Annotated in this window: 25 protein-coding genes, 2 tRNA genes and 2 pseudogenes; 19 read left to right on the top strand and 10 right to left on the bottom strand. The window is 48.9% G+C overall.

The annotated features are described in order from the left end of the window. Nucleotides 1-91 precede the first annotated feature (91 nt). The gene (locus tag EL645_RS06025; protein WP_126549180.1) at nucleotides 92-916 is read right to left on the bottom strand and encodes a sugar phosphate isomerase/epimerase family protein; all 825 of its coding nucleotides are present in this window, start codon (nucleotides 914-916) and stop codon (nucleotides 92-94) included. A gap of 150 nt (nucleotides 917-1,066) precedes the next feature. On the opposite strand from EL645_RS06025, the gene serS reads away from it, so the two are divergent. The 8 genes and pseudogenes from serS to EL645_RS05995 all read left to right on the top strand — a co-directional run bounded on the left by serS (nucleotide 1,067) and on the right by EL645_RS05995 (nucleotide 5,746). Then, nucleotides 1,067-2,347 (top strand): serine--tRNA ligase, encoded by a 1,281-nt coding sequence (gene serS, locus EL645_RS06020; RefSeq protein ID WP_126549179.1) that lies wholly within the window; start codon nucleotides 1,067-1,069, stop codon nucleotides 2,345-2,347. A 395-nt stretch (nucleotides 2,348-2,742) separates the two neighbouring features. After that, nucleotides 2,743-2,825 (top strand) — tRNA-Ser (locus EL645_RS06015). A 296-nt stretch (nucleotides 2,826-3,121) separates the two neighbouring features. Beyond that, nucleotides 3,122-3,769, top strand: coding sequence for a DUF4388 domain-containing protein (locus EL645_RS06010; protein ID WP_161977160.1), 648 nt, complete (start codon nucleotides 3,122-3,124; stop codon nucleotides 3,767-3,769). Continuing rightward, nucleotides 3,769-4,143, top strand: coding sequence for a hypothetical protein (locus EL645_RS39115; protein ID WP_161977159.1), 375 nt, complete (start codon nucleotides 3,769-3,771; stop codon nucleotides 4,141-4,143). Before EL645_RS06010 ends, EL645_RS39115 begins: the two co-directional genes overlap by 1 nt. After that, nucleotides 4,083-4,625 carry a hypothetical protein gene (locus EL645_RS06005; protein WP_136625171.1) on the top strand — a complete coding sequence of 181 codons (543 nt, stop codon included), beginning with the start codon at nucleotides 4,083-4,085 and terminating at the stop codon, nucleotides 4,623-4,625. Before EL645_RS39115 ends, EL645_RS06005 begins: the two co-directional genes overlap by 61 nt. A 148-nt stretch (nucleotides 4,626-4,773) precedes the next feature. Next, a pseudogene (locus EL645_RS45295) lies at nucleotides 4,774-5,225 on the top strand (sigma-54 factor interaction domain-containing protein); the annotation flags it as partial. 63 nt (nucleotides 5,226-5,288) lie between these two features. Continuing rightward, nucleotides 5,289-5,552, top strand: coding sequence for an AAA-type ATPase lid domain-containing protein (locus EL645_RS46215; protein ID WP_443090040.1), 264 nt, complete (start codon nucleotides 5,289-5,291; stop codon nucleotides 5,550-5,552). A 5-nt stretch (nucleotides 5,553-5,557) separates the two neighbouring features. Continuing rightward, nucleotides 5,558-5,746, top strand: coding sequence for a helix-turn-helix domain-containing protein (locus tag EL645_RS05995; RefSeq protein ID WP_161977158.1), 189 nt, complete (start codon nucleotides 5,558-5,560; stop codon nucleotides 5,744-5,746). Between the two features lie 5 nt (nucleotides 5,747-5,751). On the opposite strand, the gene EL645_RS05990 is transcribed toward EL645_RS05995, so the two are convergent. The 3 genes from EL645_RS05990 to EL645_RS05980 all read right to left on the bottom strand — a co-directional run bounded on the left by EL645_RS05990 (nucleotide 5,752) and on the right by EL645_RS05980 (nucleotide 7,627). Continuing rightward, nucleotides 5,752-6,978: a molybdopterin molybdotransferase MoeA gene (locus EL645_RS05990; RefSeq protein ID WP_126549175.1), complete on the bottom strand. Its 1,227-nt coding sequence runs from the start codon at nucleotides 6,976-6,978 to the stop codon at nucleotides 5,752-5,754. Nucleotides 6,979-7,073: 95 nt separating this feature from the next. After that, a tRNA-Glu gene (locus EL645_RS05985) sits at nucleotides 7,074-7,147 on the bottom strand. A gap of 222 nt (nucleotides 7,148-7,369) precedes the next feature. Next, nucleotides 7,370-7,627 (bottom strand): VOC family protein, encoded by a 258-nt coding sequence (locus EL645_RS05980; RefSeq protein ID WP_371865724.1) that lies wholly within the window; start codon nucleotides 7,625-7,627, stop codon nucleotides 7,370-7,372. Between the two features lie 460 nt (nucleotides 7,628-8,087). Between EL645_RS05980 and EL645_RS05975 the strand changes: the two genes are divergently transcribed. The 6 genes and pseudogenes from EL645_RS05975 to EL645_RS05955 form a co-directional block, all read left to right on the top strand. Further along, the gene (locus EL645_RS05975; protein ID WP_126549173.1) at nucleotides 8,088-9,089 is read left to right on the top strand and encodes a DUF929 family protein; all 1,002 of its coding nucleotides are present in this window, start codon (nucleotides 8,088-8,090) and stop codon (nucleotides 9,087-9,089) included. 408 nt (nucleotides 9,090-9,497) lie between these two features. Next, nucleotides 9,498-9,896, top strand: a complete 399-nt coding sequence (locus EL645_RS43975) for a histidine phosphatase family protein (protein ID WP_126549172.1) — start codon at nucleotides 9,498-9,500, stop codon at nucleotides 9,894-9,896. Then, the gene (locus EL645_RS43970; RefSeq protein ID WP_161977157.1) at nucleotides 9,896-10,048 is read left to right on the top strand and encodes a hypothetical protein; all 153 of its coding nucleotides are present in this window, start codon (nucleotides 9,896-9,898) and stop codon (nucleotides 10,046-10,048) included. Before EL645_RS43975 ends, EL645_RS43970 begins: the two co-directional genes overlap by 1 nt. Next, on the top strand, nucleotides 10,033-10,341 hold the full coding sequence (locus tag EL645_RS43965; RefSeq protein WP_281276265.1) for a histidine phosphatase family protein: 309 nt from the start codon (nucleotides 10,033-10,035) through the stop codon (nucleotides 10,339-10,341). Before EL645_RS43970 ends, EL645_RS43965 begins: the two co-directional genes overlap by 16 nt. 73 nt (nucleotides 10,342-10,414) lie before the next feature. Further along, complete coding sequence (locus EL645_RS05960) at nucleotides 10,415-11,251, top strand: hypothetical protein (RefSeq protein WP_126549170.1); 837 nt, start codon at nucleotides 10,415-10,417, stop codon at nucleotides 11,249-11,251. Between the two features lie 103 nt (nucleotides 11,252-11,354). Then, nucleotides 11,355-12,587 (top strand): annotated as a pseudogene (locus EL645_RS05955) (glycosyltransferase); the annotation flags it as partial. Nucleotides 12,588-12,768: 181 nt separating this feature from the next. Here EL645_RS05955 and EL645_RS05945 read toward each other — a convergent pair. Then, the gene (locus EL645_RS05945; protein WP_126549167.1) at nucleotides 12,769-13,875 is read right to left on the bottom strand and encodes a hypothetical protein; all 1,107 of its coding nucleotides are present in this window, start codon (nucleotides 13,873-13,875) and stop codon (nucleotides 12,769-12,771) included. 1,063 nt (nucleotides 13,876-14,938) lie between these two features. Here EL645_RS05945 and EL645_RS05940 point away from each other — a divergent pair. Beyond that, nucleotides 14,939-15,220 carry a hypothetical protein gene (locus EL645_RS05940; protein WP_126549166.1) on the top strand — a complete coding sequence of 94 codons (282 nt, stop codon included), beginning with the start codon at nucleotides 14,939-14,941 and terminating at the stop codon, nucleotides 15,218-15,220. Nucleotides 15,221-15,396: 176 nt separating this feature from the next. Here EL645_RS05940 and EL645_RS05935 read toward each other — a convergent pair whose 3' ends face one another. Further along, nucleotides 15,397-15,813: a hypothetical protein gene (locus EL645_RS05935; RefSeq protein ID WP_126549165.1), complete on the bottom strand. Its 417-nt coding sequence runs from the start codon at nucleotides 15,811-15,813 to the stop codon at nucleotides 15,397-15,399. A 408-nt stretch (nucleotides 15,814-16,221) separates the two neighbouring features. Here EL645_RS05935 and mnmA point away from each other — a divergent pair, with 408 nt between their 5' ends. Both mnmA and lepA read left to right on the top strand, forming a co-directional pair. Beyond that, nucleotides 16,222-17,406 carry a tRNA 2-thiouridine(34) synthase MnmA gene (gene mnmA, locus EL645_RS05930; protein ID WP_126549164.1) on the top strand — a complete coding sequence of 395 codons (1,185 nt, stop codon included), beginning with the start codon at nucleotides 16,222-16,224 and terminating at the stop codon, nucleotides 17,404-17,406. Then, nucleotides 17,403-19,211 (top strand): translation elongation factor 4, encoded by a 1,809-nt coding sequence (gene lepA, locus EL645_RS05925; protein WP_126549163.1) that lies wholly within the window; start codon nucleotides 17,403-17,405, stop codon nucleotides 19,209-19,211. Before mnmA ends, lepA begins: the two co-directional genes overlap by 4 nt. A gap of 1,020 nt (nucleotides 19,212-20,231) precedes the next feature. Here the strand turns inward: lepA and EL645_RS05920 are convergent. Then, nucleotides 20,232-20,834 (bottom strand): DUF1003 domain-containing protein, encoded by a 603-nt coding sequence (locus EL645_RS05920; RefSeq protein WP_126549162.1) that lies wholly within the window; start codon nucleotides 20,832-20,834, stop codon nucleotides 20,232-20,234. A 167-nt stretch (nucleotides 20,835-21,001) separates the two neighbouring features. Beyond that, nucleotides 21,002-21,712, bottom strand: coding sequence for an SRPBCC family protein (locus EL645_RS05915; RefSeq protein ID WP_161977154.1), 711 nt, complete (start codon nucleotides 21,710-21,712; stop codon nucleotides 21,002-21,004). Between the two features lie 697 nt (nucleotides 21,713-22,409). Between EL645_RS05915 and EL645_RS05910 the strand changes: the two genes are divergently transcribed. Next, nucleotides 22,410-22,610: a hypothetical protein gene (locus EL645_RS05910; RefSeq protein ID WP_126549160.1), complete on the top strand. Its 201-nt coding sequence runs from the start codon at nucleotides 22,410-22,412 to the stop codon at nucleotides 22,608-22,610. A 265-nt stretch (nucleotides 22,611-22,875) separates the two neighbouring features. Here the strand turns inward: EL645_RS05910 and EL645_RS05905 are convergent, their stop codons facing one another. Beyond that, nucleotides 22,876-24,081 (bottom strand): tRNA dihydrouridine synthase, encoded by a 1,206-nt coding sequence (locus EL645_RS05905; RefSeq protein WP_126549159.1) that lies wholly within the window; start codon nucleotides 24,079-24,081, stop codon nucleotides 22,876-22,878. Nucleotides 24,082-24,621: 540 nt separating this feature from the next. Here EL645_RS05905 and EL645_RS05900 point away from each other — a divergent pair. Next, entirely contained in the window at nucleotides 24,622-25,500 is an 879-nt protein-coding gene (locus EL645_RS05900) for a CHRD domain-containing protein (protein ID WP_126549158.1), read from the top strand. 70 nt (nucleotides 25,501-25,570) lie between these two features. Here EL645_RS05900 and EL645_RS05895 read toward each other — a convergent pair whose 3' ends face one another. Continuing rightward, a complete protein-coding gene (locus EL645_RS05895; RefSeq protein ID WP_126549157.1) occupies nucleotides 25,571-26,218 on the bottom strand; it encodes a glucosaminidase domain-containing protein in 648 nt (215 codons plus the stop codon). Nucleotides 26,219-26,362 lie beyond the last annotated feature (144 nt).

Here is a 26,362-nt window from a genome sequence, read left to right as displayed (position 1 = left end):
AAAGCACGCCAGGCAGGTCAGATCTCGCCCGTGATGCGCGAGATCTGTGTATGATGGCCTATAGATCAGATATGGAAAGTGGCATGGACGTTTACCAGAGGAAGCGGCGAATAAAGTTAAGGCTAGCATGTAGCTGATCTAGATGGACCTCACCATCGATCGTGATGGCCGGGGACTCAAGGCTCAGGTTGCCGCTGAAGCCCCGCCCTTTAAGCTGGCTGAAGAAGCTGGTAAAGTCTATATCGCCTTCCCCGGGATGCAGATAGCGGCGCTTCCCATCCACAAAGGGCTGCCCATTAGAATCTTTGATATGGACATGGTGGGTGCGATCATCCTGCCAGAGCCAGGGGGTTTCAAAAACACGATCAAGCAGATTATAATTAGCCAGAAACTCTGTATCTAATCCAAAATGACAGCGCGTGTCACGCTCAAGAGCACGGTGCAGGTTCGTAAGCGGATCAAAATGGCGGCCGGGAATACTCTCCAGGGCCAGCTCGATGCCATAGCTCAGGGCTACATCATAACATTCGCCAAGTAGGGCTAAATTATGATCCAGATTATCATCTAATTCAGGCCAGTTCCAGAGGTGCAGCACAAGAATCTGGCATCCAAGCAGGCTAGCGAGGTGACAATTTTCAGCCAGGAGACGCACCCCACGCTCACGTTCAACTGGATCAGGTTGTCCAAGGGCCGTTCCGATATTCTTCTCGGTATGCATCGCCGGGAAGCGCAAACCGGTACGTTGAAGCTCGCCAGCAATCTCCTCGACGCGTGAATACCAGGCAGGATAAAACATTACCTCAAAGCCATCGGCTTCCAATAAAGGACCATATTTGACAATGGCTTGATAGCCAGTAAGGTCAGGATAGCGGCTAAAGACGCCTGTAGAGCAGAGTAGTTGGACAGATTGGCTCATACCGATTTTAGTCTCCTTATAGATACATATAATAGCATATCCTTGTTATTGTATGTGTTGCAGGAGACAATACGCAACCAGGCTGTTTTTTATGCACCAGAGAGTACCAAAAAACGATTAAAGCGTTTATCCTATGCTATACTACACTATATGCTGAGTCTAGATTTTATTTGTCAGCATCCCGATATTATACGAGATGCATTACAAAAGCGCACTGATACGCGCAATATAGATGAGATACTGCTGCTGGCTAATCAACGTAAAGGCTTGATTACACAGCGAGATAGCCTGTATGCGTCCCTCAAGCAGCAGAAAGAGACCGTGCGCACTGTCGCGACGGATCAACGTTTTGATCTCAACAAACAGATCAAAACATTGACCGAAGAGATCAGTACTCTTGAGTTGCAGACAGCTGATCTTGAAACGCGTCTAAACATGCTGCTGCTCACATTGCCTAATTTACCCCATCAGAGCGTGCCTGCGGCTAGTGGCAGTTCCACTGGTGATATCGTGCAGCAGTGGGGAGAGCCAGCTGTCACGCAACAGCTGCACTTCGAACCACAACCACACTGGAAACTGGCAGATCATCTAGGGTTGATGGATGCCGAGATGGGTGCACGCATTGCTGGCAGGCGCTTCATGCTTCTCAAAGGTGCCGGGGCGCGGCTGGAAAGAGCCCTGATCTCATTTATGTTAGATATACACACCCGAGAACATGGGTATACCGAGATCATGCCTCCACAGCTAGCACTTCGCTCAGTCATGATTGGAGCCGGTCAACTTCCCAAATTCGAAGATCAGTCCTATGCCTGTAACGAAGATGAACTCTATCTCAACCCAACAGCCGAAGTCCCACTGGTTGGCATGCACAGCAACAGCATACTTTCTCATGAACAACTACCATTGCGCTACGTTGCCTGGACGACCGCCTATCGACGTGAAGCAGGTTCAGCCTCACGCCAGACACGTGGTCTCCTACGTCTGCATCAGTTTAATAAAGTCGAACTTTTTCAATATACAGAGCCACAGGATTCATATACCCGGCTCACCCAACTACGGCAGCACGCAGAAGCAATATTGCAGTTGTTAGAATTGCCTTATCGTGTGGTAGCGCTTAATGCGGTCAACCTGCCTTTTGCGGCAGCCAAAACCTTCGACCTCGAAGTCTGGATGCCAGGCATGAAGGAATATATCGAGATCTCATCCATCAGCAACTGTGAAACTTTCCAGGCCCAGAGAGCCAACATAAAATACCGTTCGGCGAGCCATACGCGATCAGCTTATGTTCACACCTTAAATGGCTCCGGACTTGCTGTTGGACGCACAATGGCCGCCATCCTGGAGACCTATCAACAAGCAGACGGCTCAGTAGTCATACCAAAGGTACTGCGCCCATATATGGGCACATCTATACTCACTTCAGCTACGTAATTATTTATAAGTATATTTTTTACTCAAAACAGCACATACAACAACAAGAAAGCTGAGATGCAAGGGGTGGTCAGGGGTCTGAGAACTGTGCTTCCAACCTCATCATCTCTCTCCTGCTGCGGCAGGTGAAAAAAAGCGGGGATGCAAGGGGCGGTCAGCCCCTTGACTGGGGTCTGGGGGCTGTGCCCCAACATCTTTTTTTTCCATGCCGCCGTCAGGCGGCAATAAACCAGGAGATCGCAAAGGGCCAAAACCCTTGCCGGGCCACGGGCGTGCCCCCGAAAATTGTCCCTAAACAAACAAGGGAACAGTGATTTTAAGAAATATTACAAATATTTCTCAAAATCACAAAAAAACCCCTTCACAAGTAGGCATAGTTGTGGTATATTATCTGCGGAAGGATGGCAGAGTGGTCTAATGCGGCTGTCTTGAAAACAGCTGGGTGAGAGCCCCGGGGGTTCGAATCCCTCTCCTTCCGTACTAGAGCAGATACATATACATCTGCTCTAGATTTGTCTTTACGAACTTTTTTGTTCGCCCCACACGTGCCGGGGATGTAATGCCCCTGTTGCATCTGGCCGCTATCGACGCTACCAGCAAATCTCAAGGTGCTGTATGAGGATCTACACTGTGTACACAAAATAATACGGAATGCGAAAAGTAGTAGTTGGCTCTCGTGTGCAAAAAGGATATGGACTGAAACAATGTAAATGGCGAAAGGAAGAGGTCCATAGTCTACATGAGGGTCGTTTTCTGGACGGACGGTGAAGTATTGTGTCACTGATAGGTACATTAGAGCAATTTAGCTTAACAAATGTTTTGCAGCGCATAGAGAGACATGAGAAGACCGGTCTGCTGACAATCCGGCAAGGCGCCCAATGGATTGAGTTCTATATCCGTGAGGGCCGCTTATTATGTGTGGGACCACTCCGTACAAGCGCAACCCTTGGTGAGCGCCTTCTGCAAGACGGCATTATTTCTCCCACCGCTTTTCATGAAACCTCACGCGTGCTCGGAGATGCCAGCAAGAATGAGTCTAAAACTGCGCGTACCTTGATGGAGCTCCGCTATGTAAGTCGGGACGATTTGCGCACCTGGACGATCAAGAATACGACCGAAGTTATCAAAGTGTTACTCATATGGACTAGCGGCGAAATTTATTTTGATGATGATGTAACACCGCCTGTGGAACGTTTGCTTGTTTCAATGTCTATTTCATCTCTGCTTGAAACTGCTGCTGCTGCCCTATCCGCGCCAGTATCGGCACCCGTTGCCACACCTTCAGTCTATACTTCGATTGCTACCACACCTGTTATCCCCGTACAACCGGTTCCGCAACAGCCAGTCAGGCCGGCGCCCCACCAGCCACACCGCGCACCCCGAACACTCCATCTCCTGATGTTGCGCGTGTGCCGACCTTGATGAGCGCATCGCAATTTCTAGATGACTCATCATTTTCCGTGCCGTCTTTTGCCACCTCGTTCCCATCGACGGAGGCTATTGCGCCTGTTCAGAAGCAAGAGCCTGCGATGCCTTCATTTGCTGATGTGGCCTCGTTTGCTGATGTATCTACCCCGTTTGCCGATGTAGCTCCATCTCAGACCGACTCAGGATTTGCCTCGTTGTTTGGCGAGGAGGATGTCAAAGAGCTAAATGCCGACTCTGCTTTACAGCCTGTACCAGTAATGAATCCTGTGCCCCGAAGCGTATCGACACATCTTTCATGCAGCCCGACATGGTATTATTGCCTACCGATCTTTCAGCTTATCGCGAGCAGAATCCCCAGGTCCAGTTAACACCAGATCAATGGTGCATCCTTACCCATGTTGATGGCCGTATGCCCTTGAGCGCTATCTGTCAGGAATTGGGATCGACGCCTGATATCGTCTGTCCCATTGCCGGTGAGCTCATTGCTGAGGGCTTGATTACTGCCTCTCTGCCAACCAGCCAGGTTTCTCAGGAGCCATCTCCCGTCTCGCGTGAATTGGTCGCTTCTGGGTTGGGCAATGGCTATGTAGCTCCTGGCTATGCCTCAGCTACAGCCTCTCCCTGGTCGGCTTCGCTGCCCGCCGTACCTTCAGCTAATTTACCTCCTTATGGAGCACCCATGGTTGGGAATAGCGTGGAGACTGAGTCCCAGTGGGGAAATGGCGGCAATGGCGCAACCTTTGTACCGGGTCGCGGTTGGATTACGACTCCACAGCCTATGGAGCCGCTACAATCGAGTGGCCCGTTAACATCTTCTGGCATATATACACCAGCGGGAAATGGCTTTTAAAGATCATCCTGGTTGTGTATCCAGCCAGATATTGAACTGATCGTGAGTGGATGATTATGTGGAGGAGGTTGTTGCTGTGTTTCTATCTGATGAGAGTTTGCCTGCCCAATCGGTGACGACATTGGTGTCTGATGAACCGATTGGGGGTATGATTATTGGCCAGAGCCCGGCGATCCAGCAGGTAATTGCATCTGCACGCAAGATAGCCTCATATACGACTGCCACCGTATTGATCCAGGGAGAGAGTGGTACCGGGAAAGATGTGATGGCACGGGCGATCCATGAGCTGGGCCGTTCGATTTCACCTACCAGTCTCTTTATTCCCATCAATTGCGCGGCCATTCCGGAGGCGCTACTAGAATCAGAATTATTCGGTGTCGAGGCGGGGCCTTCACTGACGCTAAAGTTTCGCGTGATGGTTTGTTCTCGCGTGCCCATCGGGGAACCCTCTTTTTAGACGAAATCGGCTCGATGCCACTTATCCTGCAGGCTAAATTGCTGCGCGTATTAGAGACACGCAGCTTCCGTCGTGTCGGGGGGACCAGGGAATTACACGTCAACCTGCGTATTATCTCAGCTACCAATGTCGATCTACAAGCCGCCGTAGCGCGAAAGATATTTCGACAGGACCTTTTTTACCGCCTCAACGGCTTCCCCCTCTATATGCCGCCGCTACGTGAAAGGCGTGAGGATATTCCACTACTGATTGAACACTTCTTACAGCGTGAGAGCGCCCGCAGAGGCGAGAAGCTAGAGATAAATGCAGAGGCCATGGAGATCCTTGAGCGCTATTCCTGGCCAGGCAATATCCGCGAGCTTCAGCATGTTATTGAGCTGGGTGGCATCTTATGCGACAATAACCTTATCCAACCTAAAGATATTTTAAAGGCTATCCCGGCCGCCCCAGGCAGGCGAGCCAGCATATAACAGAATTGTTACAGAAATTGCAGTTCCCAGATAGCGGTCTGGATCTACCTGTCCTGCTGGAAACGATCGAGCAATCCTTTATCCGTGAGGCCTTAAAACGTTGTGGTGGCAATCAAGTACACGCCGCCCAACTCCTGGGTCTATCGCGGGATAAATTGCGTTATCGCCTGGCAGAAAAAGGCGCCAGGCGGTAGCCTGCTTAGCTAGCATTCTCTGGCCAATCAAGCATAATGGCTTTGAGCGTCTCACCAGGTTGAACAATAGCGCCCCCCTCTGGGACGATCAGGAGCGCATTGGCCTGTAGTAGAGAAGTCATCATATGCGAGCCCTGATTGCCGGTAGTACGAGCTACAAAGTGACCATTGTGCCATGTGACATACGCGCGTACATAATGACGTCGCATCGCGCGCTCCTGTACTCCATCTTCCACCGTAACCTCGACCTGTGGTTTGAGGAGGTGGGTATGGCCCTGGAGTTTACGCAGGACCGGGCGTCCAAAGAGCTCAAAGGTAACCGCGCTGGAGACCGGATTTCCTGGTAAGCCGAGCAGGGGAACGGTCCCGATGTGCCCAAAGGCGACTGGTTTTCCCGGCCGCATATTGATGCGCCAGAAATTGACCTCACCCTGTTCAGACATAATATTTTTGACCAGGTCAAAATCACCCACCGAAACGCCGCCCGATGTCAGGATGAGATCAGCGTTGAGGGCCTGCGAAAATTTTTCGCGTAAGCTTTCCACGGTATCGAGAGCCACCCCTAAGCGTTGAGGAAGCGCGCCAGCACGTTGAACCGCCGCTTCCAGTAGATAACTATTGCTATTGCGGATCTTACCTGGTTGAAGGGGCTGATCAATCTCGATCACCTCGTCACCGGTGCCCAGAATGGCAACCCGGGCTTGCCGCGTCACAGGAACGCTGGCCCAGCCCAGTGTAGCCAGTACCCCGATCTCCCAGGCTCCGATCTCAGTACCTCGCGGTAGAATCAACTGGCCCCGTTGCATATCCTCGCCCGCTGGACGAATATTATTGCCCGGCTCAACCTCTTGCAGAATCTCAACCCAATCGCTTTCTGGACCACCATGGCGGGTTAGCTCGACCTGAATGACCGTATCTGCTCCTGGAGGGACCGGCGCCCCGGTCATAATACGCATGGCGGTACCTGGCTCGACCGCATGATCCGCCACATAGCCTGCGGCCACACTACCAGTCACACGTAAGCGAGGTGGTTGAGCAGCATGGATCTTACTATCCTGGCTGAGTAAGGCAAAGCCATCCATAGCGGAATTGTTGAAAGGGGGAATATCCTCTTGTGCGATCACATCTTCGGCCAGGACCAGGCCCAGTGCCTCTGGGAGGGGCACATGAATGGTTGGCAAGGTAGGAATTTCTGCCAGTATACGCGCGAGCGCTTCCTCGACACTGATCATGAATGCAATCCTCCTCAACGCAGAAAAGCCTGGCTCACTAAATAATTGCGTGATGCCAGGCTTTTCTGCGAAATATAACAATTTCTCATAAAAAATACCTCGTACGGGATTCGAACCCGTGATCTCCGCCTTGAAAGGGCGATGTCCTAGGCCGCTAGACGAACGAGGCAGATCTTGTTTTCACTTTCGTGCCAACGAAGAGGATTATATCCTACTGTGGAGACTTTGTCAAGCATGAATTTGCTGCGTTTTTGTGGTATGGATATTCGCATATTTTAATAGCCAGTGGATGCTTAAATTACAGCTCTACATACCTGAGTTCTGGGGATGGACAGAGGCGGTTGTGCCTCCAGTCCATGCCACCCCTTAAATACGTAATGGGCGCTGTTTTTCAGGCCTGCTGGTAATCGTCCAGAATAGTAGTGAGTTCCAGGTGATTGCCCGCTGGATCGATGGTAAAGAAGCGAGGGCGATGGGGAATCGGTTCTGCTTCAATAATTTGATAGCCGGCCTCTTTTAGAGCGCTGCGATAACTATCCACATTACTGACCTCAAGGCAGAAGTGGCGGGCTTCCTCGGGCCTTTGTAAATAAGGATCTGGCACAAAGTGCAACTCCATTTCACCATCGCCCGCGGCAAACCAGACCAGTCCCTTGGATGCCAGACTAGCCGGTACCTGTTTCTCTTTAAAGCCAGCAAACCACCATAGAAGGCCCGAATGCGCTCTTGCGAGCCCTCTTGAATTGAGAGCGATACATGTTGTAAGCGAGGGAGCCTGGCTCCATTGCGCTCATGTCTGGATTGCATATTTTCCTCCCGAGGCTGATGTCCTCTTAGTGTTCAAAAACACACTCTACCTGCATATATGAGATATACCTCAGTATATCATACATAGAATTAGTTTGATTTTTTATCATGGAATATAGAGAGACGCAAAAAGAGGCGCACGGATATTATCTGATAGTCAGGAAAAATTCTCGATGTAGCGGGCTTAAGGGTAGAAGCGACATCCAGTTGCTCGGTTAACAAGCTTTTTTCTCTATGCTACAATACGTTGAGACTTTCATTCCGATCTAACCAACTCGTTGAAGTTGAAGAGGTAGAGACAAATGTCAAAAACAAAACATACTACATCTGCGGCGCAACGGCGTGAACAAGAACGCCTGCGGCGGACGCAGAGGGGACAGAATACACGTACTACGAATAAGCGCCGCCAGCAAAAATCATCACTCAATACATGGCTATTGATTGGTGGCATTGTAGTGGCTATTGCGCTAATTATTGGGGGCTTTATCTATTTTGGAGAGCAGCAAAAGGCTACTATTACTAAGACAGCCACTCCCAATGTGTTTAAGTCACTCACCACGGTAAAACCTGAATTACTTTCAAGTGTAGGTACTGGTGGCTTAGATAAAAATGTGGCCTCTATTATCAAACCTGTTAAGGGTGCTCAAGTGCTTAAAGGCCCAACTGGTAAACCTGAAGTGTTCTATATGGGTGGTGAGTTTTGTCCATACTGTGGCGCACAACGCTGGGCAATGATTGTCGCCCTCAGTAAATTTGGTTCATTTCAAAAACCGCTGACACCAATTGTGTCCAGCGAATCGAATGTGCCTACCTATTCATTTTACCAATCCTCATATAAGAGCGACTATATTGATTTTGTACCCGTTGAGGTAAGTGATAACCAGGCTTCGCCACAACCTTTAGAGAAACTGACACCGCAACAAGAACAACTGGTAAAGACGTATGATGCGCCGCCATATACCAGCGCCCAGAGCGCCGGAAGTTTCCCATTCTTAAGTATTGCCAGTCAATTTGTCTCTGCCGGAGCCTATTATTCTCCTGATCTACTGGTTGGCCATTCTTTTGATGACATTTTGAATCAAATACAAGATCCAACCACGGATATCTCACGCAGTGTACTTGGTTCAGCTAACTACCTGATCGCCCAGATCTGTAAAACAACCAATAACCAGCCGGGCAATGTCTGTACTGCTGATCCAATTCCAACCATTCAGGGCAAGCTTCCTACCGCTTTGATCGATAATAGCTCGGTCGCCAGTATAGACGCGCCTCGGGCGGCTATACTCCGCGGACAGCGGGCATAGCAGATTACCGCTGTTGCTAAAAAGGGCAATTTTAGTGTGACAGGCATAGTTTATTCTGAGCGGTGCTTGCAAGCACCGCTTTTTGTTGTTCCTGTACGCCTTGTTGACAGCATGAAGATCGCGTACCTTATATATCCCGAGCAGCTAAGCGCCTATATGGACAATATCGCCAGTTGCACCTTGAATAGCTACGCTGGTACAATAAAATACAATTAGTTGGCTCAACTAGTGGGCTATTCTTGCTATTGGAAGGCATTGGAGCATATCACAGTCAACACTTCTGCAACTGTGCATCTTCTATCTGCACAGCATGTGCGGGACTCTTTGGTTTTCTGGCACCCAATTGCTTTTTGACAGTACTGGCACCTGATTGTGGGTACGCCAGGCGTCAGTAGAAGAGATGCTGGTATGGAACAACAGGACACTCGACATCCAGGGAAAACCGGTCTATACGGCTGGTTGCATTTGTTATGGGTTTATCTCTGTGTCGAGTGGCGTTTTGTATCCTGGCGTATGCGCCTTTGGTTGCATCCAGAGCAGAGAGAAAGTATACAAACACGTATGAAACAGACGTTGCTTATTGTTCGACATGGGCAGACCACCTGGAATGTAGAACATCGCTTACCGGGCCAACTGCCCGGTGTGGCACTCAATGAAACGGGACGTCAGCAGGCGGCCCGCCTGGCGCAGGCTTTACAGGTATTGCCACTGAGCGCCATTATCAGTAGTCCTTTAGAACGTGCTTATAATACTGCAGAGTATCTCGCCCAGGGAGAGATATTGAAATCCTCAAGGAACCCGATTTGATGGACACCAATGTTGGTCCGTGGGCGGGGCAGGTAATTGATGAGCTTTCAAAGAATGATCCAGCCTGGAAAGCCTATGTCAAAGATCCAACGGTAGCCCCGAAGGAATTGAGACCTTTCCCCAGGTGCAGCAACGTGTGGTGGCGGCGGTAGAGCGCTGGTTGACCAGAGACAACATCGGGGCGTATCCTGTGTTTGTTGCTCACGCGGATGTCGTGAAGCTGTTGGTGGCCCATTATGCCGGCCTGAATCCGGCTCAGGCAGGTGTATTGTCGATCGATAATGCTTCTGTGAGCCTGGTAGAGATAGCCCATGATGCGCAACAGGAGTCTCATCGTCATGTTGTGGCGATTGGTTGGAGTCCTCAGCCTGGTTGGTTAAAAATGCCTACTCCAGAAAAGCCAGCCCCAACCGACTCACAGGAGGCCGGAGAACAAAAAATGTAGGCTTTTTAACCTGTTACATGTAGTGCGTTTGCTTCTGGCATTCGTCTGATTGTGTCTGGAAGGGAAACTGAGCATGTTTGATCCTCGTGATCCCTATGAACGATATTACTGGCATTATGAGTCACGGCGGCCTTTATCAGTGGCTCAAATCGTTGCATTACAAAGTGTTGATGCAGAGACTGCTGCCCTGGTCTGGCTATTGCTAGAGCATGGCGTCTCGCTAACCGTAGCAGGCCCGACCGATCCCCAGCCAGGTGTGGGCAAGACAACAACACTCAATGCGCTACTTCAATTTTTGCCCGAAGGAACAGCCCTGGCATATATGTCTGGTATGTACGAGAATTTTTCATTTACACGCTTACCAGATATCGATCCCACCACCACATATGCACTCTGTAACGAAGTCAGTGATCATCTCCCAATTTATATGTGGGGACGCATTGCACGCCGTTATTTACAGTTGCCGGCCCAGGGATATCACGTAGCGACCAGTGTTCATGCCGACACCATCGATGATGTCATGTATATGTATCAGCATGATCTACGTCTGCGGCCTGAAGATATGCGCCGGCTTGGACTGGTCATTAATATTGGACTGGTTGGACACGCTTATCCCGCGCGCCGCCGCTGGTTTAGCACGCATTTTATCCAGCCGCACGCTGATCCAGATCGTCCAGATGCTATTGTTCCGGTCCCACTTTCACTCTGGAATTCTTTTGACGATACCTTCGAGCACGCCGACGCTGCGCTACTTACCGATCTGGCTGGCTGGATAGGTATGCCTGATCAGGAATTTCAGCAGGCTCTGGAGCGCAGGATTGCCTGTATGCAGGAAATCTCGCAAGCCGGGGGCGTAGATATGCAAGGCATGTTCGATGCGGTTGGCGAACTGCATGAGAAAGAGGTCTGAATCCCTGTAAGTTTCTATTTAGGAATACATGTTGCGCTGGACCGTGTTTATACGTGTAAGAAACCAAAGGAGGGAACACCCATGTTCTTCTTAGATCAGCTTGATGCTAGCGAAGGGCGCTGGCCACGTATCTGCAACCTATAGTTGCGTCTCACAATCGAAGAAGAGGAGTCATTACTACATGCCGTATGCTGTTGCCATGCTCAGCATCCATACATCGCCGCTGGATAATCCGGGGCGCACAAAGGATGCTGGTGGTATGAATGTTTATATGCGTGAATTAACCCTGGAACTTGCCGCGCAAAACGTTAAAGTTGATATATTTACCCGTCGTACCCAGGCAGATACCCCCGCCATCATACAATTACATCCCAATGTACGAGTTATCCATATCAAAGCTGGCCCGGTGTCCTCGCTCCATAAGAATGATCTATACCAATATACCCCTACTTTTGCCCGCCATATTGAAGAGTTTCGCCGCCATGAGAATATACGCTATGATGTAATTCATAGCCATTACTGGTTGTCGGGCGTGGCTGCGATGCGTCTGGCCTGTCATTGGGGCGTGCCGCATATCACCATGTTCCATACCCTGGGTCGCCTGAAGCAACTGGCCAACCCAGCTGAAGCGGAGCCCGCATTGCGCCTGGAGATGGAGCAGCGTTTAATCCACCAGGTAGATCGTATTATCGCTGCCACCGCCGATGAGCGTAGCCATATGATGCGCTATTGCGGCGCTACTCCACACCAGGTCGAGGTAATTCCCTGTGGTGTGGACCTCAAGCTTTTTGAAGCGTATAACAAACAATGGGCGCGCCAGCAATTGGGCCTGCAGGTAGAGCGACCAGTACTTTTATTTGCCGGCAGGCTGGATCCTTTTAAGGGACCGGATCAGTTGCTACGGGCGGCCGCCTTGATGCAAGAGGATGCCCAGCTGGTTATAGCTGGTGGTAAACAGAGCGGGGATAAAGACTTACAAGAGCTGCGCAAGCTGGCGCGAAGCTTAGGCTGGAGCAGCGCGTCCACTTTATAGGAGCACAGGCGCGTGAGAAGATGCCCCTGCTCTATAGCGCGGCCGACGTCACGGTAGTGCCTTCCTATCATGAAACCTTTGGTCTGGCCGCCGTCGAGTCGCTGGCCTGTGGTACTCCCGTGGTTGCCACGCGTGCTGGAGGCTTAATGACCGTCGTACAGCATGGGGAAACCGGCTTCCTCGTCCCCCGCTGTCCCGGCTTTTTCGCTGAACGGTTGGACCTCCTCTTGCGCGACGACCAGCTGCGTGCGCGCATGGGAGCAGCCGCCCGTCCATCGGTGCAGCAATTTGCCTGGTCAAGTGTAGCCAGGCAGGTTTATGCAACCTATGAAGAGCTAATCAGCGTTGGTCAATGCCTGGTCGCATTATAAACAAAATATGTAATAAGCAGCAGGCGGCTTCCATAAAAAGTGGAAGCCGCCTGCTGCTTATTACATGCAAAAATGTTCGATTTATGCAGCACAGATAGCATCAGGAATGACAACTAATTATTGTTATTCTGATCATGATCTGGTACAAAAATCATACCAGTTGGGCTGGTAAAGCCAATCGCTACTGGTGAAAGAATGCCAGTGCTCTTATCAACGGTTGCCAGCACGCCAGCGACACCTGAGTCAGAAGGGGTCTCGGTATAGATGCTGCCAGCTTTGAAATGTCCGCGGACCCAGTATGTGTGATTGGCTGGACCATCTACAACCAGTAAGCGACCATCTGTATCGTTAGGCCAGACAGTGTCATCGAGTTGTGTACCGACGGTTAAGCGGCTAACAGCCTGCTGAGCGGTACCAGGATGGCCGATATAAACGATTTCTGAACCGGCCTGATTGATCAGCACCAGGTTTCCCTTATGGTCGGTTGAGAGAGAGTCAGGATCGATCTCGTTCAGTGTAACTTTTGTAGTAGTTGCTCCAGCGGTGATGTCGGTGGCCTGCGCGTTACCCATCAGAATAGGTGTTAACACAACTTTGCCTTTGTCCAGTTGGATTTTATCCACGGCTGGGAACACATTGACGCCATTTTTATCCAGGGTTGGGTTGGATGCGGCAATAAAAGCGGACCCATTCAAGAAATAGACATCATCATAGCCACCACCATGAGGGGTAGGGGAGAATGTGTAAGGGGTGACGGTGCCTTTGACTGGATCAATGGTCTCGAATTTAGGGTTGCCATCTTCATTTGAAGTAACCCAGAGTTGTTTGGTGACGGGATTTACACGCATGCCATCGCTGTGGCCAGGGGCACTGAATTTTTTGAGGACTTTGCCATCCATGGTATATTCGACGATGGTACTGGTCTTATTATCTGTGCCATCTTTTGCCGTCTTATTCTGGTAATCGATAAATACATGCCCATCGCTTACTTCAACTGCATCAGGATTAAAATAATCTTTTGTACCTGAAGCGAAGAGAGATACCTGATAGCCATTGAGTGCTTCAACACCATAGTGATCGGCGGAAGGTGCCTGAGCATGGGCGGTGGTAGCCAGTGCCTGTGGACCTGCGCAGGCTGCTAACGAAAGTGCCAGTACGGCGGTCAGACCATAAAATGAATTGGTCAGAGTACGCTTTACTAAAGATGCGTTTATTGACATGTTTAAACTACTTCCTCTGCTTTCCTTAAGAATTGTTCTGCAATATTTTTATTAGTAAATGTGGTCATATCTGTGCCTTCTTAAGGATAGTGTGAATGTATTAATTCGTTATTAAGTAGCTATTAAGAGAAGCTATACAAGTTCTCAAGATATCAGGCTATTGTTATCTTGTCCGGTGACTGGAGTTGTCAAAGCGCTTTATCGATCTGGTAGATTGTGGGAGAAGGGGTGGTTAATGATTGCCGTGAGTAAGAGCATTTTACTCTCTGACAAAGAATGCTGGAGTAGTATTAAAGCTATTGTGGTATATATGCAAAATGTTAATAGTAGTAAATACATGTTTGTTTTATATATAGCTTTGCAATTATACTATAAAATATATCGATTTTAATACAATTGTTCGGGTATAACAGGAATATAGCTAATAATTAGTCTCGATGAAATATAACAAATCACGTTAATACACTGTACATTTTCAATACAATGTCTGGCAAACGTAGATTAACCTATTCAAGGGTGGACTTTCACCTATCTCTATGGTATAATCATGTGCAAGAGTAAGAGACAATCACCATTTAGACGTTCAGCCTGTATGCTATTAATCGCAAGCTGTGTAAATAGGCTTACAGGTTTTTATGCCGGAGTTATCATATTCTGGCGAGGGTGGAATGCTTATGTGTACAGTCTCAATACAAGCAAGCGCCAATCTTCAGTGGTTGACGACGACTGCGACTGAGACTGATCCACAGAAAAATGCCGACATCACCCCATAAATCCGCACTAGGGAAAGAGAATTCTCTGGTGCTTTTTTCATTACTGGGACCTTTGCATGGAGCGCACCGGGTTCTGCGTACTCATCGATCAATTTTTGGGTTTACGTCTGCTACTCAGGAGGATCGCAGCTATTGCGGGACGAGTACTTATTTTAAATAACGGAAGGAGGACAACGAAGTTTCTTTCACTCAATCGGTGAGTTAAGACGTATGTACTGCTCCCCCCCGGAGCTAATAATACAGTGCATGTGGCTACGGAGTGGTTGCTAGAATTGAAGGAGTGTGCAATTATGAATTCGAGTATGATCAACAAAATTGCAAAAGCCAAACGCTATGCCGAAGAGCCAGAGCGCATTCAGTTCGTCAGTTTCGAAGCAAAATTCCAGGGTGAAAACGATGTTCACACCACCAGATATGATGATGGCGAGTGGCAGTGCACCTGCCGCTTCTTCCATGACTGGGGTGATTGTTGCCACACAATGGCCATGCAGAGAGTCCTCGGCGTTACTATTCCAGAGGCCCATCGTCACGGCGTACTTTCTGGTTTAGGGACGGGCCCGCTCTCACACTGATCTTGTGCAGGTGAGGAGTCACGGATCTCTAATGCGGATCAGTTCAATAATTAAAAGATGAGACACTGTGTTTTAATAGAACAGTGTCTCATCTTTATTATATACAGGTGCTTGTGGTGCATATATCTGTGTGCAGCTGAGCAGTAGCGACACAGCAGCGTTCTAGCAGCTATTTATTAAACAAGAACAAAATAGAGAATGACGATGGCTGCAACCATAATCGTTGCCAGAATTGCGATCGTGATCAAATCGCGGCGTACGTAGGCGAAATGCTCGGTGGTCACCAGCGCATTACCTGCACGTTGCTGCTGGGCTTTTTGAGCGGCCAGACGCCGTGCGGCCATGCGGGCTGAAGCACTTGTTGGAGCGACCACGGGAGTCGTAGTCTCTGAAGCAACGGCCTCCGCTGGCTCTACGACCGAAGCCGGGGTAGCCGCGACCGGTGCCGGGGTCTTCTTCACTTTTTTTGGAGTGGGTTCAACATCAGCTACTGCAGAAGTATTATTTTCAGCACCTTCTGGCCGAACCAATTCAAACCCCTTTTGGCGTTGATATTGCGCTGCGCTGCGCGCTGCTGCTGATTTCTTTGGCATAGTGGCTTTTACTCCCTTGCTCGATTGTCTGGTTTAATAAAGCTGACAGCTCGAGCTCTTATGGTTCTTGATATAGATAACGCTTGGCTCATCGTTCAGACGCGCTCTCATGCCGTTCAAGGCCTTCTAGCACCTGCAACATCTCGCGTTTACTCGCACATTGTTGCTTATTATACACGAAAGCTCGTGATCAGTCGAGTGGTTGCTCCCAATGGGCTGTCAGAGATTATTTGACAAGCACCCCAGGCTGTGCTACTCTTAATGTTGGCAAGAAAGGGCAAAACATATTCATTACCCAAATTGTACTGCAAAGGTTCAGAAGGCTAGCCCCCGAGAGGCTAGTCCTTTTTTCTACATACATTCATTATTACCATACACACTAGTAACAAATAAGCAGGAACTTTTACCATGGCACGAATAGTCGTCGCAATGAGCGGCGGCGTAGATAGCTCGGTCGCCGCCGCGCTCCTCAAAGAACAAGGCCACGAGGTGATCGGTATTATGCTCCGCCTCTGGTCAGAACCGGGTGTTATTGAAGCTGAAGATGATGGTGTTGAGCGCGTTGTGCAAAACAAATGTTGCTCGCTGGAATCTGTTGATGATGCCCGGCGTGTGGCACGTAAGCTTGATATTCCATTTTATCTGGTCAATGTCGAACAAGAATTTAAAGAAAAAATTGTCGACTCTTTCTACGATGATTATGTTGAAGGGCGCACACCAAATCCGTGTCTAAACTGTAACCGCCATATTCGTTTTACTGTGTTGCTTAATCGCGCGCTGGCACTCAATGCCGATTATCTGGCAACAGGCCATTATGTACGTGTCGATGATCATCCTGTGACCGGGAAGCGCCGTCTTCGTCGTGCGGTCGATCCCGAGAAAGATCAGTCGTATGTTCTGCATGTACTGAACCAGCAACAACTGGCCCATGCCTGTTTCCCTCTGGGTGGATACACCAAGCCAGAGGTACGGGCCATGGCAGCCGAGCGTGGCATGACCGTGGCTACCAAGGCTGAGAGCCAGGAAATCTGTTTTGTGGCGCAAAATGATTATCGTGGCTTCATAGATCGCTACGCCGCTACCCGACAAGAGGAAGCCGAGTTAGCACCTGTTGGGGCTGCCGCGCCAGCCAGGCAGGCTAACACAGGCTTGATCTCGATTCCCAGGCCAGGCCCCATTCTGGATCAGCAAGGCAATACCCTGGGCCGCCATCGTGGGCTGGCGTATTACACCATTGGACAGCGCAAAGGACTTGGTATCACTTCTCGTGATCCATTGCATGTGCTAAAAATTGATTCTGTCCAGAACTCGCTCGTGGTTGGGCCAGCCAGCGCCCTGGAGCAGACAGAGTTTATCGTTGGTAAGATGCATTATCTTAGTGGCGAAACACCGACCGCGCCCTTTGAAGCATTGGTTCGTGTACGCTATAAGGCTCCGGAGCAGCCGGCACTGGTTACTCCTCTTGATGACGGAGATCGGGTGCGTGTCACATTGTTACATCCACAGCGGGCCATTACACCAGGACAAGCCGCCGTTTTCTATGGTGGCGAGGATGGTGATGAGGTGTTGTGTGGAGGGATTATTGCAGAATGACGGATCTGGCACACATTAGAAATTTTTGTATCATTGCCCATATCGACCACGGAAAATCAACCCTGGCCGATCGTTTGCTGGAATTTACCGGTACCGTCTCTAAGCGTGATCTGTTAGAGCAGACGCTCGATCAGATGGATTTAGAGCGGGAGAAGGGCATCACCATTAAGTCGCAGGCTGTGCGTATGCGCTATACCGCGCTGAATGGTGAGGAGTATGAATTAAACTTGATTGATACTCCGGGACACGTAGACTTCACGTATGAGGTGTCGCGTAGCCTGGCCGCCTGTGAAGGAGCATTGCTGGTCATTGACTCCACCCAGGGTGTTGAGGCACAGACACTGGCCAATCTCTATCTGGCCCTGGAATCCGATCTTACCATCATTCCCGTCATTAATAAAATCGATCTGCCCAGTGCTGAACCTGAACGTGTGATGCAAGAGGTCGAGGATGTGATCGGGCTGCCCAAAGAAGAATGTATTCTGGCCTCAGCAAAAGAGGGCATCGGTACGCAGGATATCCTGGAAGCAATAATCAAGCAAGTGCCACCTCCAACAGGGCGCTTAGAAGGTCCTTTGCGCGCGCTGGTCTTTGATTCCCATTATGATGCCTATAAAGGTGTGATCGCCTATGTGCGTATCATGGATGGTGAGTTATACGAAGGTGAGCGCCTGAATATGGTTGCCGCCGGCAGCTCGGCGGATATTCTTGAGGTGGGCTGTTTTCAGCCGCGCCTGGTTTCGACGAAAACACTGACGACAGGCGAAGTTGGTTATATCGCGACCGGTTTCAAGAATGTCAAAGACTGCCAGGTAGGTGATACCGTCACAGTGCCCAGCGCCCTGGCTACTATTGAGCCCTTGCCGGGTTATCAACCAGCCAAACCGATGGTCTTTGCTGGACTCTATCCGGTTGATAGCAATGATTATCCAGAATTGCGCGAGGCCCTGGATCGTCTAAAGCTCAATGATGCGGCACTCTCTTATGAGCCAGAAACCTCTAACGCGCTAGGCTTTGGTTTCCGCTGTGGTTTCCTGGGCTTGCTGCATATGGAAATCATTCAAGAGCGGCTGGAGCGCGAATATAATCTGGACATCCTGGCAACGGCCCCCAGCGTAGAATACCATGTCACCAAGGTTGGCGGGGAAGTCGTAGAGGTTGATAATCCATCAGAGATGCCTAACTTTGGAGAGATTGAACTGATTGAAGAGCCCTTCATGGACATCTCGATCTTCACACCATCTCGCTACATTGGCACGATTATGGAGCTCGTCACCTCTAAACGTGGCATCTATAAAGATCTCAAATATATTGAAGCCGAACGTGTTTTGATGACCTATGATATCCCCTTAGCGGAACTGATCATTGATTTCTATGATCAACTTAAGTCGCGCACCCAGGGTTATGCCTCGCTAGACTATAATTTTGGATCTTATCGCTCTTCAGACCTGGTCAAAATGGATATCCTGGTCAATACCGTCCCGGTGGATGCTCTTTCATTGATCTTGCACCGTGACAGTGCCTATTATCAGGGTCGAGCCCTGGTCGAAAAACTGCGCGGCCTTATTCCCCGCCAGCTTTTTGAGGTTCCTATCCAGGCCGCCATTGGCTCTCGTGTCATCGCCCGTGAATCGGTTAAAGCGATGCGTAAAGACGTATTGGCCAAATGTTATGGTGGTGACATCTCGCGTAAGCGTAAATTGCTGGAAAAGCAAAAAGAAGGCAAGAAGCGCATGAAAATGGTCGGCAGTGTAGAGATTCCGCAGGAAGCCTTCATGGCTGTGCTTTCACTGGGAAAAGATTAGAGCTGAAAATTATAGGGGAAAGCTATAGGCCCGATCGCAGGGCCTTTAAATAAAATCCCGGACAAGAGGACTGGCCGTCGTCTTGTCCGGGTGTGGAGTATGCTGGTTCTCCACACAATTTCCTCTTCCTCACCACTACCACCACAGGTAAAAAGAGAGCTAGATAATCACGGTTATCTAGCTCATCTGTGTCTCTTTTTTGTTCTTCACAACTCCCGTGTTTACGTCAACCGAGTACTAATCCAACAAGAGTCGCTGATAGAGTACTACAGCGATTAGCCTCTAGATACCTCTAACCCTCCCGAGACGTATAAAGCGCGTCATGGCGTGATCAGGCTTTTGGCCTGTAATGCCGGGAGGATAGACGCTTAAAGGCAACCGGGAGCCCGCATTTACGGGCGCTTCTAGTCAATCTGAAATACTACCCCAAGCACACGAATTGGTTTCTTCATGGTTCTTATAAGATCAATGGACGTCATAAGATCTCCTTCCGGGTTGCTTATGCAAGGACTATGCCTTGTGCCAAGGTCTTTGTTTCCCTGGTGTATTCCGTAGTTCTTTGGAATGATTAAACATTACCATCTCATTTCACAGAAGTCAAGGGGTCTGCCACGGAAATTATTGAGGCATTTGTTTTTATGTGCGCATCTATCTATGTTCGCCGTATTTTTTTTCTTATCAATGCGTTGTAAGCCAGATATTGCTGACATAATGTTCAGATTGTCGCATATAGATGGGGCAGCACACTATTGAAAAGCATTTGGAAACGCGCTTGAACGCGGCTAGCTCCGCTGCCACGGCCTCAACTCTTCGAAGTGATCAGTATCAAGCAAACAGTTGCGCCTGTCAGGCAGCTTCGCTCATCCAAATGAAATGGCATGCTATTGAAATAGCAATCGTAAACGCCGCTTGGACGCGGCTAGCTCCGCTGCCACTGGCTCAGCCATTCAACTTGAGCAGCAGCGAGCAAACAAGAGCGCCTGTCAGGCAGCTGCGCTCATACGATTGAACGGCATACTACTAGAAAGGTGCCTGTTCTCCGTTGACTACATCCTCGTAATTTTGTTGGAATGTTGACAGCACCTGGGCAGGGTCCGCGCTCTCCTTCATAATCTCCGCCTGCGTATCGTGACGATCTTTTACCGTAGGCATATCGCGACGCAGCTCTTCCAGCAGCTCAATCACTTTGCTGACCTTGCGTTCCACTAGCATAGACATTTCTAGATCTAGATGTGAGCGCTGATCATCGAGTTTGCCCTGTCGATTCTGAGTAATAAGGACTGCAGTTGTCGTGAGCAGGGCGATAAAGCTAACCAATCCCTGCAGATCCGAAAACGGTGGGGGATCCAGCCGTTGCAGCCCAAATATCGGGCAAGCAATATTGTAGATAATCCAGCACAGTACAATCAGCATAATGGCATACAGAGTGTAAGGGCGACCCAATAAATTATAGGTAACGCGCTCAATGATCTGTTGGTGTTTGCCAGCCTCACGTTCAGCTGAGAGACGAATCGCTACCAGGTTATCGATGTCCTTTTCGACAATGTCTAGCAATTTCGTTAAATCTTGTTGTTTCTGTTCGATATCTACCTCTTGTGGTTGTGACTTGTGTTTCTTTTTCATATGTATGTACCAGACCTCTTTTTACTGATTGATGGGATGGCTGGGTGGGTATAATTCTATCCTATCATTATAAGCTGCCAGGGTGTCTTTAAGAAAGTACAGAAAGAGCAGGCACGCCATCATATGCGTGTCTGCTCTTTCTAATATTAAACTTAGAAGTCGCTGGCTTAGTAGTTATTGCGCCCTCTTTCAAAAGCATTTTCTTCTGGTGTAACGTTAGCTGGCTCGACAGGAATAGCGCCAGTATCGATGTCGTTAGCTGCCAGACGATCGTTAGTAGTGCCAGTAATGTCGCGATCCATCGTAGGCATGCCAGTTGATGTACGGTTAAAGTTAGCATCATCCTGCATGGTCTCATTCTGGCGGCTGGTGGTCTGTCCCTTACTGGCGGCGCTATCTGCATGGAACAGATAGTTGGAAGATGTGGGATCGAGAGCACCAGCGGGTGACTGATTTACCAGTTCGGCGAAATGATTCAAATCGTGCTCAAGGGCCTGTTGAAAGCGGCTACCGGCGCCCAATTTCTCGCCTGCATCACCCAGAACACCTGCCGGTGGATTATAATTGATCGAGACATCAACTCTTGTCTGGTCATTTGAAATGGGGCTAAAAGTCACTCTACCAAAGTTCTCAAGCCCATTAGTGGAGCGCCAGCCGATCTGCTGGTCAGGAATCCACTCTTCGTTGACCGCGTCCCACTCATGGCGGCCTACCACCTCAGCTACCCAGTGGCTAGATTGGTCATCATGATAGGTAACTTCTTTGACAAAACTCATGAATTTTGGAAAATCATTAAAGTGGGTGAACAGAGAATAGACCTGATGGACAGGAGCATTGACTGTAATTTCAGCACTGTGGGTTGAGTAGTTCTTTTGCATCTTTATCCTTCTTTCACCAAACGCCTGCATTGCTGCAGGAGGTCAAAACATGTAATTTAAGTTAATCATGTGTTACCAATCTATTGGCATCCCTTTGTATACGACTCTCATTTTTGCCTGGTTTCAACATGTTCCATTCTGAATAGGTTAGGTATTTAATCATTTTCAATGATCTATATAGTTATAGTTGTGTTTGCATGGACTAAAGGGTATTGTTATGCTGCATATGATCATAGCAATAGGCAAGGTTCTGGTTAAGGCGTGGACTTTTTAGCAAGGATCTAAGCACAGAGGTACCTGTTTGTTGTATTGTCTGAAAAACCCTGGTATTATGCTCACGGAATAGATAATTTAGAAGACAAAAACGAGTAATCAAAATATGAAATTACGTAGATACTCAAATCACGTAGATGGATAGAGGTTTGGTTGAGAAGTAAAGCAATTCTGTAATACCACAGTATTGTGCATTGCCAGGAAGAAACAAGTCCCCGTTCGGTTCTCTGTTTGCGTCTAGTATAATATAAACATAGAGGCAGAGGATTAAACTCAATTGCATGCTCATGGGTGTAACTAATGAGCATGTGCTTACGTAGTAAAAGGTAGTACGGAGAGCGCGTTTATTCTTGGTGAGACACTGTTTATATAGATCGTCCCATTGGTAGTATCTGAATTCTATGCTTTGGAGAGGTAACAAGCAATGTCAATTGGAACCTTGGAAAACAATTTGAGCCGCGCTCTAGAGCTGCTGGGTGGCTCTATTGATCCCGAGATAGTCGAAACGTATCCATCGCTCGAAGCACGTATTTTAGCGCAGGCCCTGGAGAACGTCGAAATTGCCGAACAACGTTTACGCGAGATCCAGAAGTTAGTTGGTGAGATCGAAGGCGTTCTTGTCTGACCAGATGCAGGCATTTTTTATCTAAACACGGCCACCGTAGTCTACATATCCCTTCTCCAAAGTCGGCGAACCCATGTGGGATATGTCCAATACCCGTTTCATTCATACACAATGACGTATCTCATTGTATTGTTAACGCGCTTCTCTTGTTGTGTACTCAGAAACTGTGTTCTATGAAGAAAAAGCCTGGAAGTAGAGAAAAGCAGAGCATTCATAATCAGTGAACGCTCTGCCTCTTTTTTTTGGGGGGTGAATATAAACGTTATCAGGCCGAACAGCTGAGATCTAATGATGAGTCATGAACCTCGATGGCTGGTACCTGAATATTAGAGTCATCAGATAGATCTGGCTCTTCAAGGGCACGCTGGATAATCTCTTCAACTTCGTCCAGGGTGTTGATGCGCACCAGTTCATTACGCACACGTTTGGCTCCGGCGAAATGACCCAGGTACCACCCCATATGCTTTCGCATCTCAATATAGTGACTCTGCCCCTTGATTCTGGCATGTGTGCGAGCATGCTCCAGGGCCATTAACAGACGTTCTTCGCGCGTTGGCATAATGTCAGGCAAATTCTCAGGTGTTGGCTTGATCCCGTCATGGAGCAATTGTTTAAGCAGCTCCTTATTCTTGAAAAGCCAGGGATTGCCAAAGGTAGCGCGCCCAATCAAAACCCCGTTGACGCCAGTGGTGCGGATACGCTCCGCCGCTTGATACAGGCTATGAATGTCACCATTGCCCAGAATGAGCGTATCGGTTTTACGCACTATTTCGGCCGCAGTAGCGATCGCGTCCCAGTTAGCCTCACCTTTGTAGTGTTGTACCAATGTACGCCCATGGAGAGAGATAACAGCGGGTTCTAATTCCAGCAACTCCTGCATCCAATCCTTTACGACGATTGAATCATAGCCCAGTCGTGTCTTAACAGAGACCGGGAGCAGGCGGCGCTCGTATTCAAGTGGTTCCCCCCAGGTGCGTGCCCGATCCACATTCATCTGTCGAATCTGGCGGATACGCTGCGGGTCCATTTCTAAGTCTTCCAGGGTCTGGCCATTGGCCCAATCGCGTACCCCCTGCTGGGTAGCACGAACAATCGCTTTAGCAGTTTCCGGCAGGCGAATCAGAGCTGCGCCCCCCCCTTTATTAGCGATGCTACTGGCGGGACAGCCCATATTGATATCAACGCCATCAAAGCCAAGTTCACAGACTATATGGGCCGCTTTATAAAAGTATTCCGGGCGGCAGCCAAAGATCTGTGCCACCACTGGCCGTTCGGCGGGTGTATAGAGGAAATCGCGGAAAATGCGATCGCTACCACGCCAGAGCCCCTCTACGTTTGTGAATTCGGTCATGATGATATCAGGGCGCCCATGCAGGCCGTGCATTGTTCGGCACGGGGCATCAGTAACGCCATCCATAGGGGCCAGGCCGATAATTGGTTGTGTAAGTGTATTCCAGAAAGATGTTCGCATGGTTTCCGTCTACTTTTTCGGTGCAGCACTGTATATAAAAAATGTGCGCCAGGATCTTCAATACAAGTTCTTGATTGATTGTGTGTTCCTCTATGATACATGTTTTCATGCCCGGTGGTCAATCTGTTTTCGACCCAAACCAGGGCTTTTTTCTTGTTCCTCTTTGGTGCCTGCGGCGCCGGGTTGGGAGTGTGGAGTGTGTGTGGTGGACGGCCGCGGCCGTCCACCACACACACTCCACACATGAAATAATGTCCATCGTATCGCTTGCTCGTGATTTCCCTGCGATCTCTGAACGAACATCAAAAAGCCAGCTATCTGGCTCTCTGACCTGAATTGCATAGGATAAAATTCTCATTAGCAAATCTGCTGCGCAAGCATTTCCCCTTTCTTTTTTATGTGCTTTGTGCACATTCCAGGTGAATATCCATGTACTATTGTGCAGGTTAAACGTATATATTTAAAACATTAAATTTGTCAGTATAATCGCATATAGTTATAATATGGGCGTGGGGATGTAAATATGGGAAAGGAGTCAAAATGCTTACAAAAAATCTTGTTAAGCGAAATTTTATCCACTTTGCTCTGTTGCTAGGAGCGACACTATTGCTTCTCTCAGCATGTGACTCGGGAAATAACAATCCAGATGGATCTGCTGCCGCGACACCAACCAGTGCAACAGTCAACTCGGCTAGCGCCATCATTCGTCATAGTCCATCTGGTACGGTAGAACTTATGTGGGACCATACTTCTCATGTTCTGACGGTTCATATGGCTTTAACGGGTCTGACCCCTAAGAGCACGCACCCGGCGCATATCAACTCGGGGAGTTGTAAAAGCGAAGGTAAGCTCGTCTATGATCTATCTGCCGTCAAAACCACGCAGATTGGTTTTGCGGATGTAATTACTAAGGTCAAAAATGTGACGAGTGGCATTCCTGAGACTGGCTGGTATGTGGATGTGAGCAATGGACCAGGTATGAGCGTTAGCAATCAATCTATGCCTATTACCTGCGCCAATGTCTTTAATCCATCCGCCTCACCCAGGTCATCACAGAATGTACAGACAACACTGGCAACTTCATTTGCGCCTAACCAGGCTGTCAGTGGGGATGCACAGCTGACTGTGGATAATAGTAAACTCACAGTTGAGCTGAATGTGAAGGGATTAGTTCCGAATTCCAAGCATATGGCCCATATACACACTGGTAGTTGTGCCAGTCAGGGTCCAATCAAGTACGACCTTAAGCCTGTGATTGCTAATGCTGCGGGTGATGGAACTTCCATGACCATCATCCCGAATATTAGCTCGGTTCCGCGTAATGGTTGGTACGTCAATATTCACCTGGGAGCAGGGAGCCTGAAGTCACAAACAGACAATGATCCATTTGCCTGTGGTGATATTACCTCGCTACACTAAGTGATCCGTTTGATGTTATCTGAAAGAGAGCAAAATCGCGGGCTAGCGATTTTTGCTCTCTTTCTTTTTGTCAGGAGATCGCTACATCTCCGCTACGCCAACGATCAACCATGTATTCAACCGAACTGATGTATTGTTGTTCATTGTTATTGTCGCTGTTCGGAGCATAGACTGGTATAATCTGATCGACCGTGGTCAGACCCCAATTTTGAACATATTGCTGTGAGATCAGCTTGTACCAATCCTCAAAGCCATCTTCCCAGGTATTATACTTGCGATAGCCATGATAGCTGGGATAACCATCGGTCGCGCGAATATTGCCCAGCGAGTGGGTGATGGCTGCTACACCCTGGGTCCCCATCTGACTTTCTTGCATAAAAAATGCCAGCGCATAGGCTGGGTCGATGCCATATTTGACACCTTTATCGTAGAGTGCCTGTCCCTTACCACTGGCAGGTGAGTGATAATGATCGAGCACCGCATTGATAAAATCTGCACTAATGGTGGGTTGGCCAGCTACATTATAGGGACCGGCGGACCCGGTGAGCCTGGATGCCAGGCGAGGTGTCAGCATAGAGATAAGCAGACTAATGATACTGACCCCAATTGCCAGGCTAGCCACGACAACAACAGAAAGCTGGAAGGCGGAAGAAAGAGTCAGTTTTGACCGCCTTTTTCGAGTGGTTGCGCGGTAGGCTCTTCTTTTAACCTTGGGCATGTGAATCCTTCCTGGACAGATATATATACATATATTTATATAGTAATGCTTATGCAGATATTTTAGCGTAAGTATTTTTATTACGATAGAAATTGTGAAAAGTTGTAGTACTCTTCTCTCTGAGGTCAGGAAGCACTGGCGAGC

Origin of the sequence: Dictyobacter kobayashii (assembly GCF_003967555.1) — a bacterium.
Classification (GTDB): domain Bacteria; phylum Chloroflexota; class Ktedonobacteria; order Ktedonobacterales; family Ktedonobacteraceae; genus Dictyobacter; species Dictyobacter kobayashii.
This window is presented reverse-complemented; position numbering and strand designations above follow the sequence as displayed.

Coding starts and splice junctions, on each gene's coding strand:
- EL645_RS06025 (WP_126549180.1), bottom strand. CDS start 916: ATGAGCCAATCTGTCCAACTACTCTGCTCTACAGGCGTCTTTAGCCGC.
- EL645_RS05910 (WP_126549160.1), top strand. CDS start 22,410: ATGTCAATTGGAACCTTGGAAAACAATTTGAGCCGCGCTCTAGAGCTG.
- EL645_RS05975 (WP_126549173.1), top strand. CDS start 8,088: ATGTCAAAAACAAAACATACTACATCTGCGGCGCAACGGCGTGAACAA.
- EL645_RS06005 (WP_136625171.1), top strand. CDS start 4,083: ATGGTATTATTGCCTACCGATCTTTCAGCTTATCGCGAGCAGAATCCC.
- EL645_RS43970 (WP_161977157.1), top strand. CDS start 9,896: ATGGACACCAATGTTGGTCCGTGGGCGGGGCAGGTAATTGATGAGCTT.
- serS (WP_126549179.1), top strand. CDS start 1,067: ATGCTGAGTCTAGATTTTATTTGTCAGCATCCCGATATTATACGAGAT.
- EL645_RS05945 (WP_126549167.1), bottom strand. CDS start 13,875: ATGTCAATAAACGCATCTTTAGTAAAGCGTACTCTGACCAATTCATTT.
- EL645_RS05920 (WP_126549162.1), bottom strand. CDS start 20,834: ATGAAAAAGAAACACAAGTCACAACCACAAGAGGTAGATATCGAACAG.
- EL645_RS05990 (WP_126549175.1), bottom strand. CDS start 6,978: ATGATCAGTGTCGAGGAAGCGCTCGCGCGTATACTGGCAGAAATTCCT.
- lepA (WP_126549163.1), top strand. CDS start 17,403: ATGACGGATCTGGCACACATTAGAAATTTTTGTATCATTGCCCATATC.
- EL645_RS05915 (WP_161977154.1), bottom strand. CDS start 21,712: ATGCAAAAGAACTACTCAACCCACAGTGCTGAAATTACAGTCAATGCT.
- EL645_RS05895 (WP_126549157.1), bottom strand. CDS start 26,218: ATGCCCAAGGTTAAAAGAAGAGCCTACCGCGCAACCACTCGAAAAAGG.
- EL645_RS05960 (WP_126549170.1), top strand. CDS start 10,415: ATGTTTGATCCTCGTGATCCCTATGAACGATATTACTGGCATTATGAG.
- EL645_RS43975 (WP_126549172.1), top strand. CDS start 9,498: ATGGAACAACAGGACACTCGACATCCAGGGAAAACCGGTCTATACGGC.
- mnmA (WP_126549164.1), top strand. CDS start 16,222: ATGGCACGAATAGTCGTCGCAATGAGCGGCGGCGTAGATAGCTCGGTC.
- EL645_RS05940 (WP_126549166.1), top strand. CDS start 14,939: ATGAATTCGAGTATGATCAACAAAATTGCAAAAGCCAAACGCTATGCC.
- EL645_RS05905 (WP_126549159.1), bottom strand. CDS start 24,081: ATGCGAACATCTTTCTGGAATACACTTACACAACCAATTATCGGCCTG.
- EL645_RS39115 (WP_161977159.1), top strand. CDS start 3,769: ATGAGCGCATCGCAATTTCTAGATGACTCATCATTTTCCGTGCCGTCT.
- EL645_RS05900 (WP_126549158.1), top strand. CDS start 24,622: ATGCTTACAAAAAATCTTGTTAAGCGAAATTTTATCCACTTTGCTCTG.
- EL645_RS05935 (WP_126549165.1), bottom strand. CDS start 15,813: ATGCCAAAGAAATCAGCAGCAGCGCGCAGCGCAGCGCAATATCAACGC.
- EL645_RS46215 (WP_443090040.1), top strand. CDS start 5,289: ATGCCGCCGCTACGTGAAAGGCGTGAGGATATTCCACTACTGATTGAA.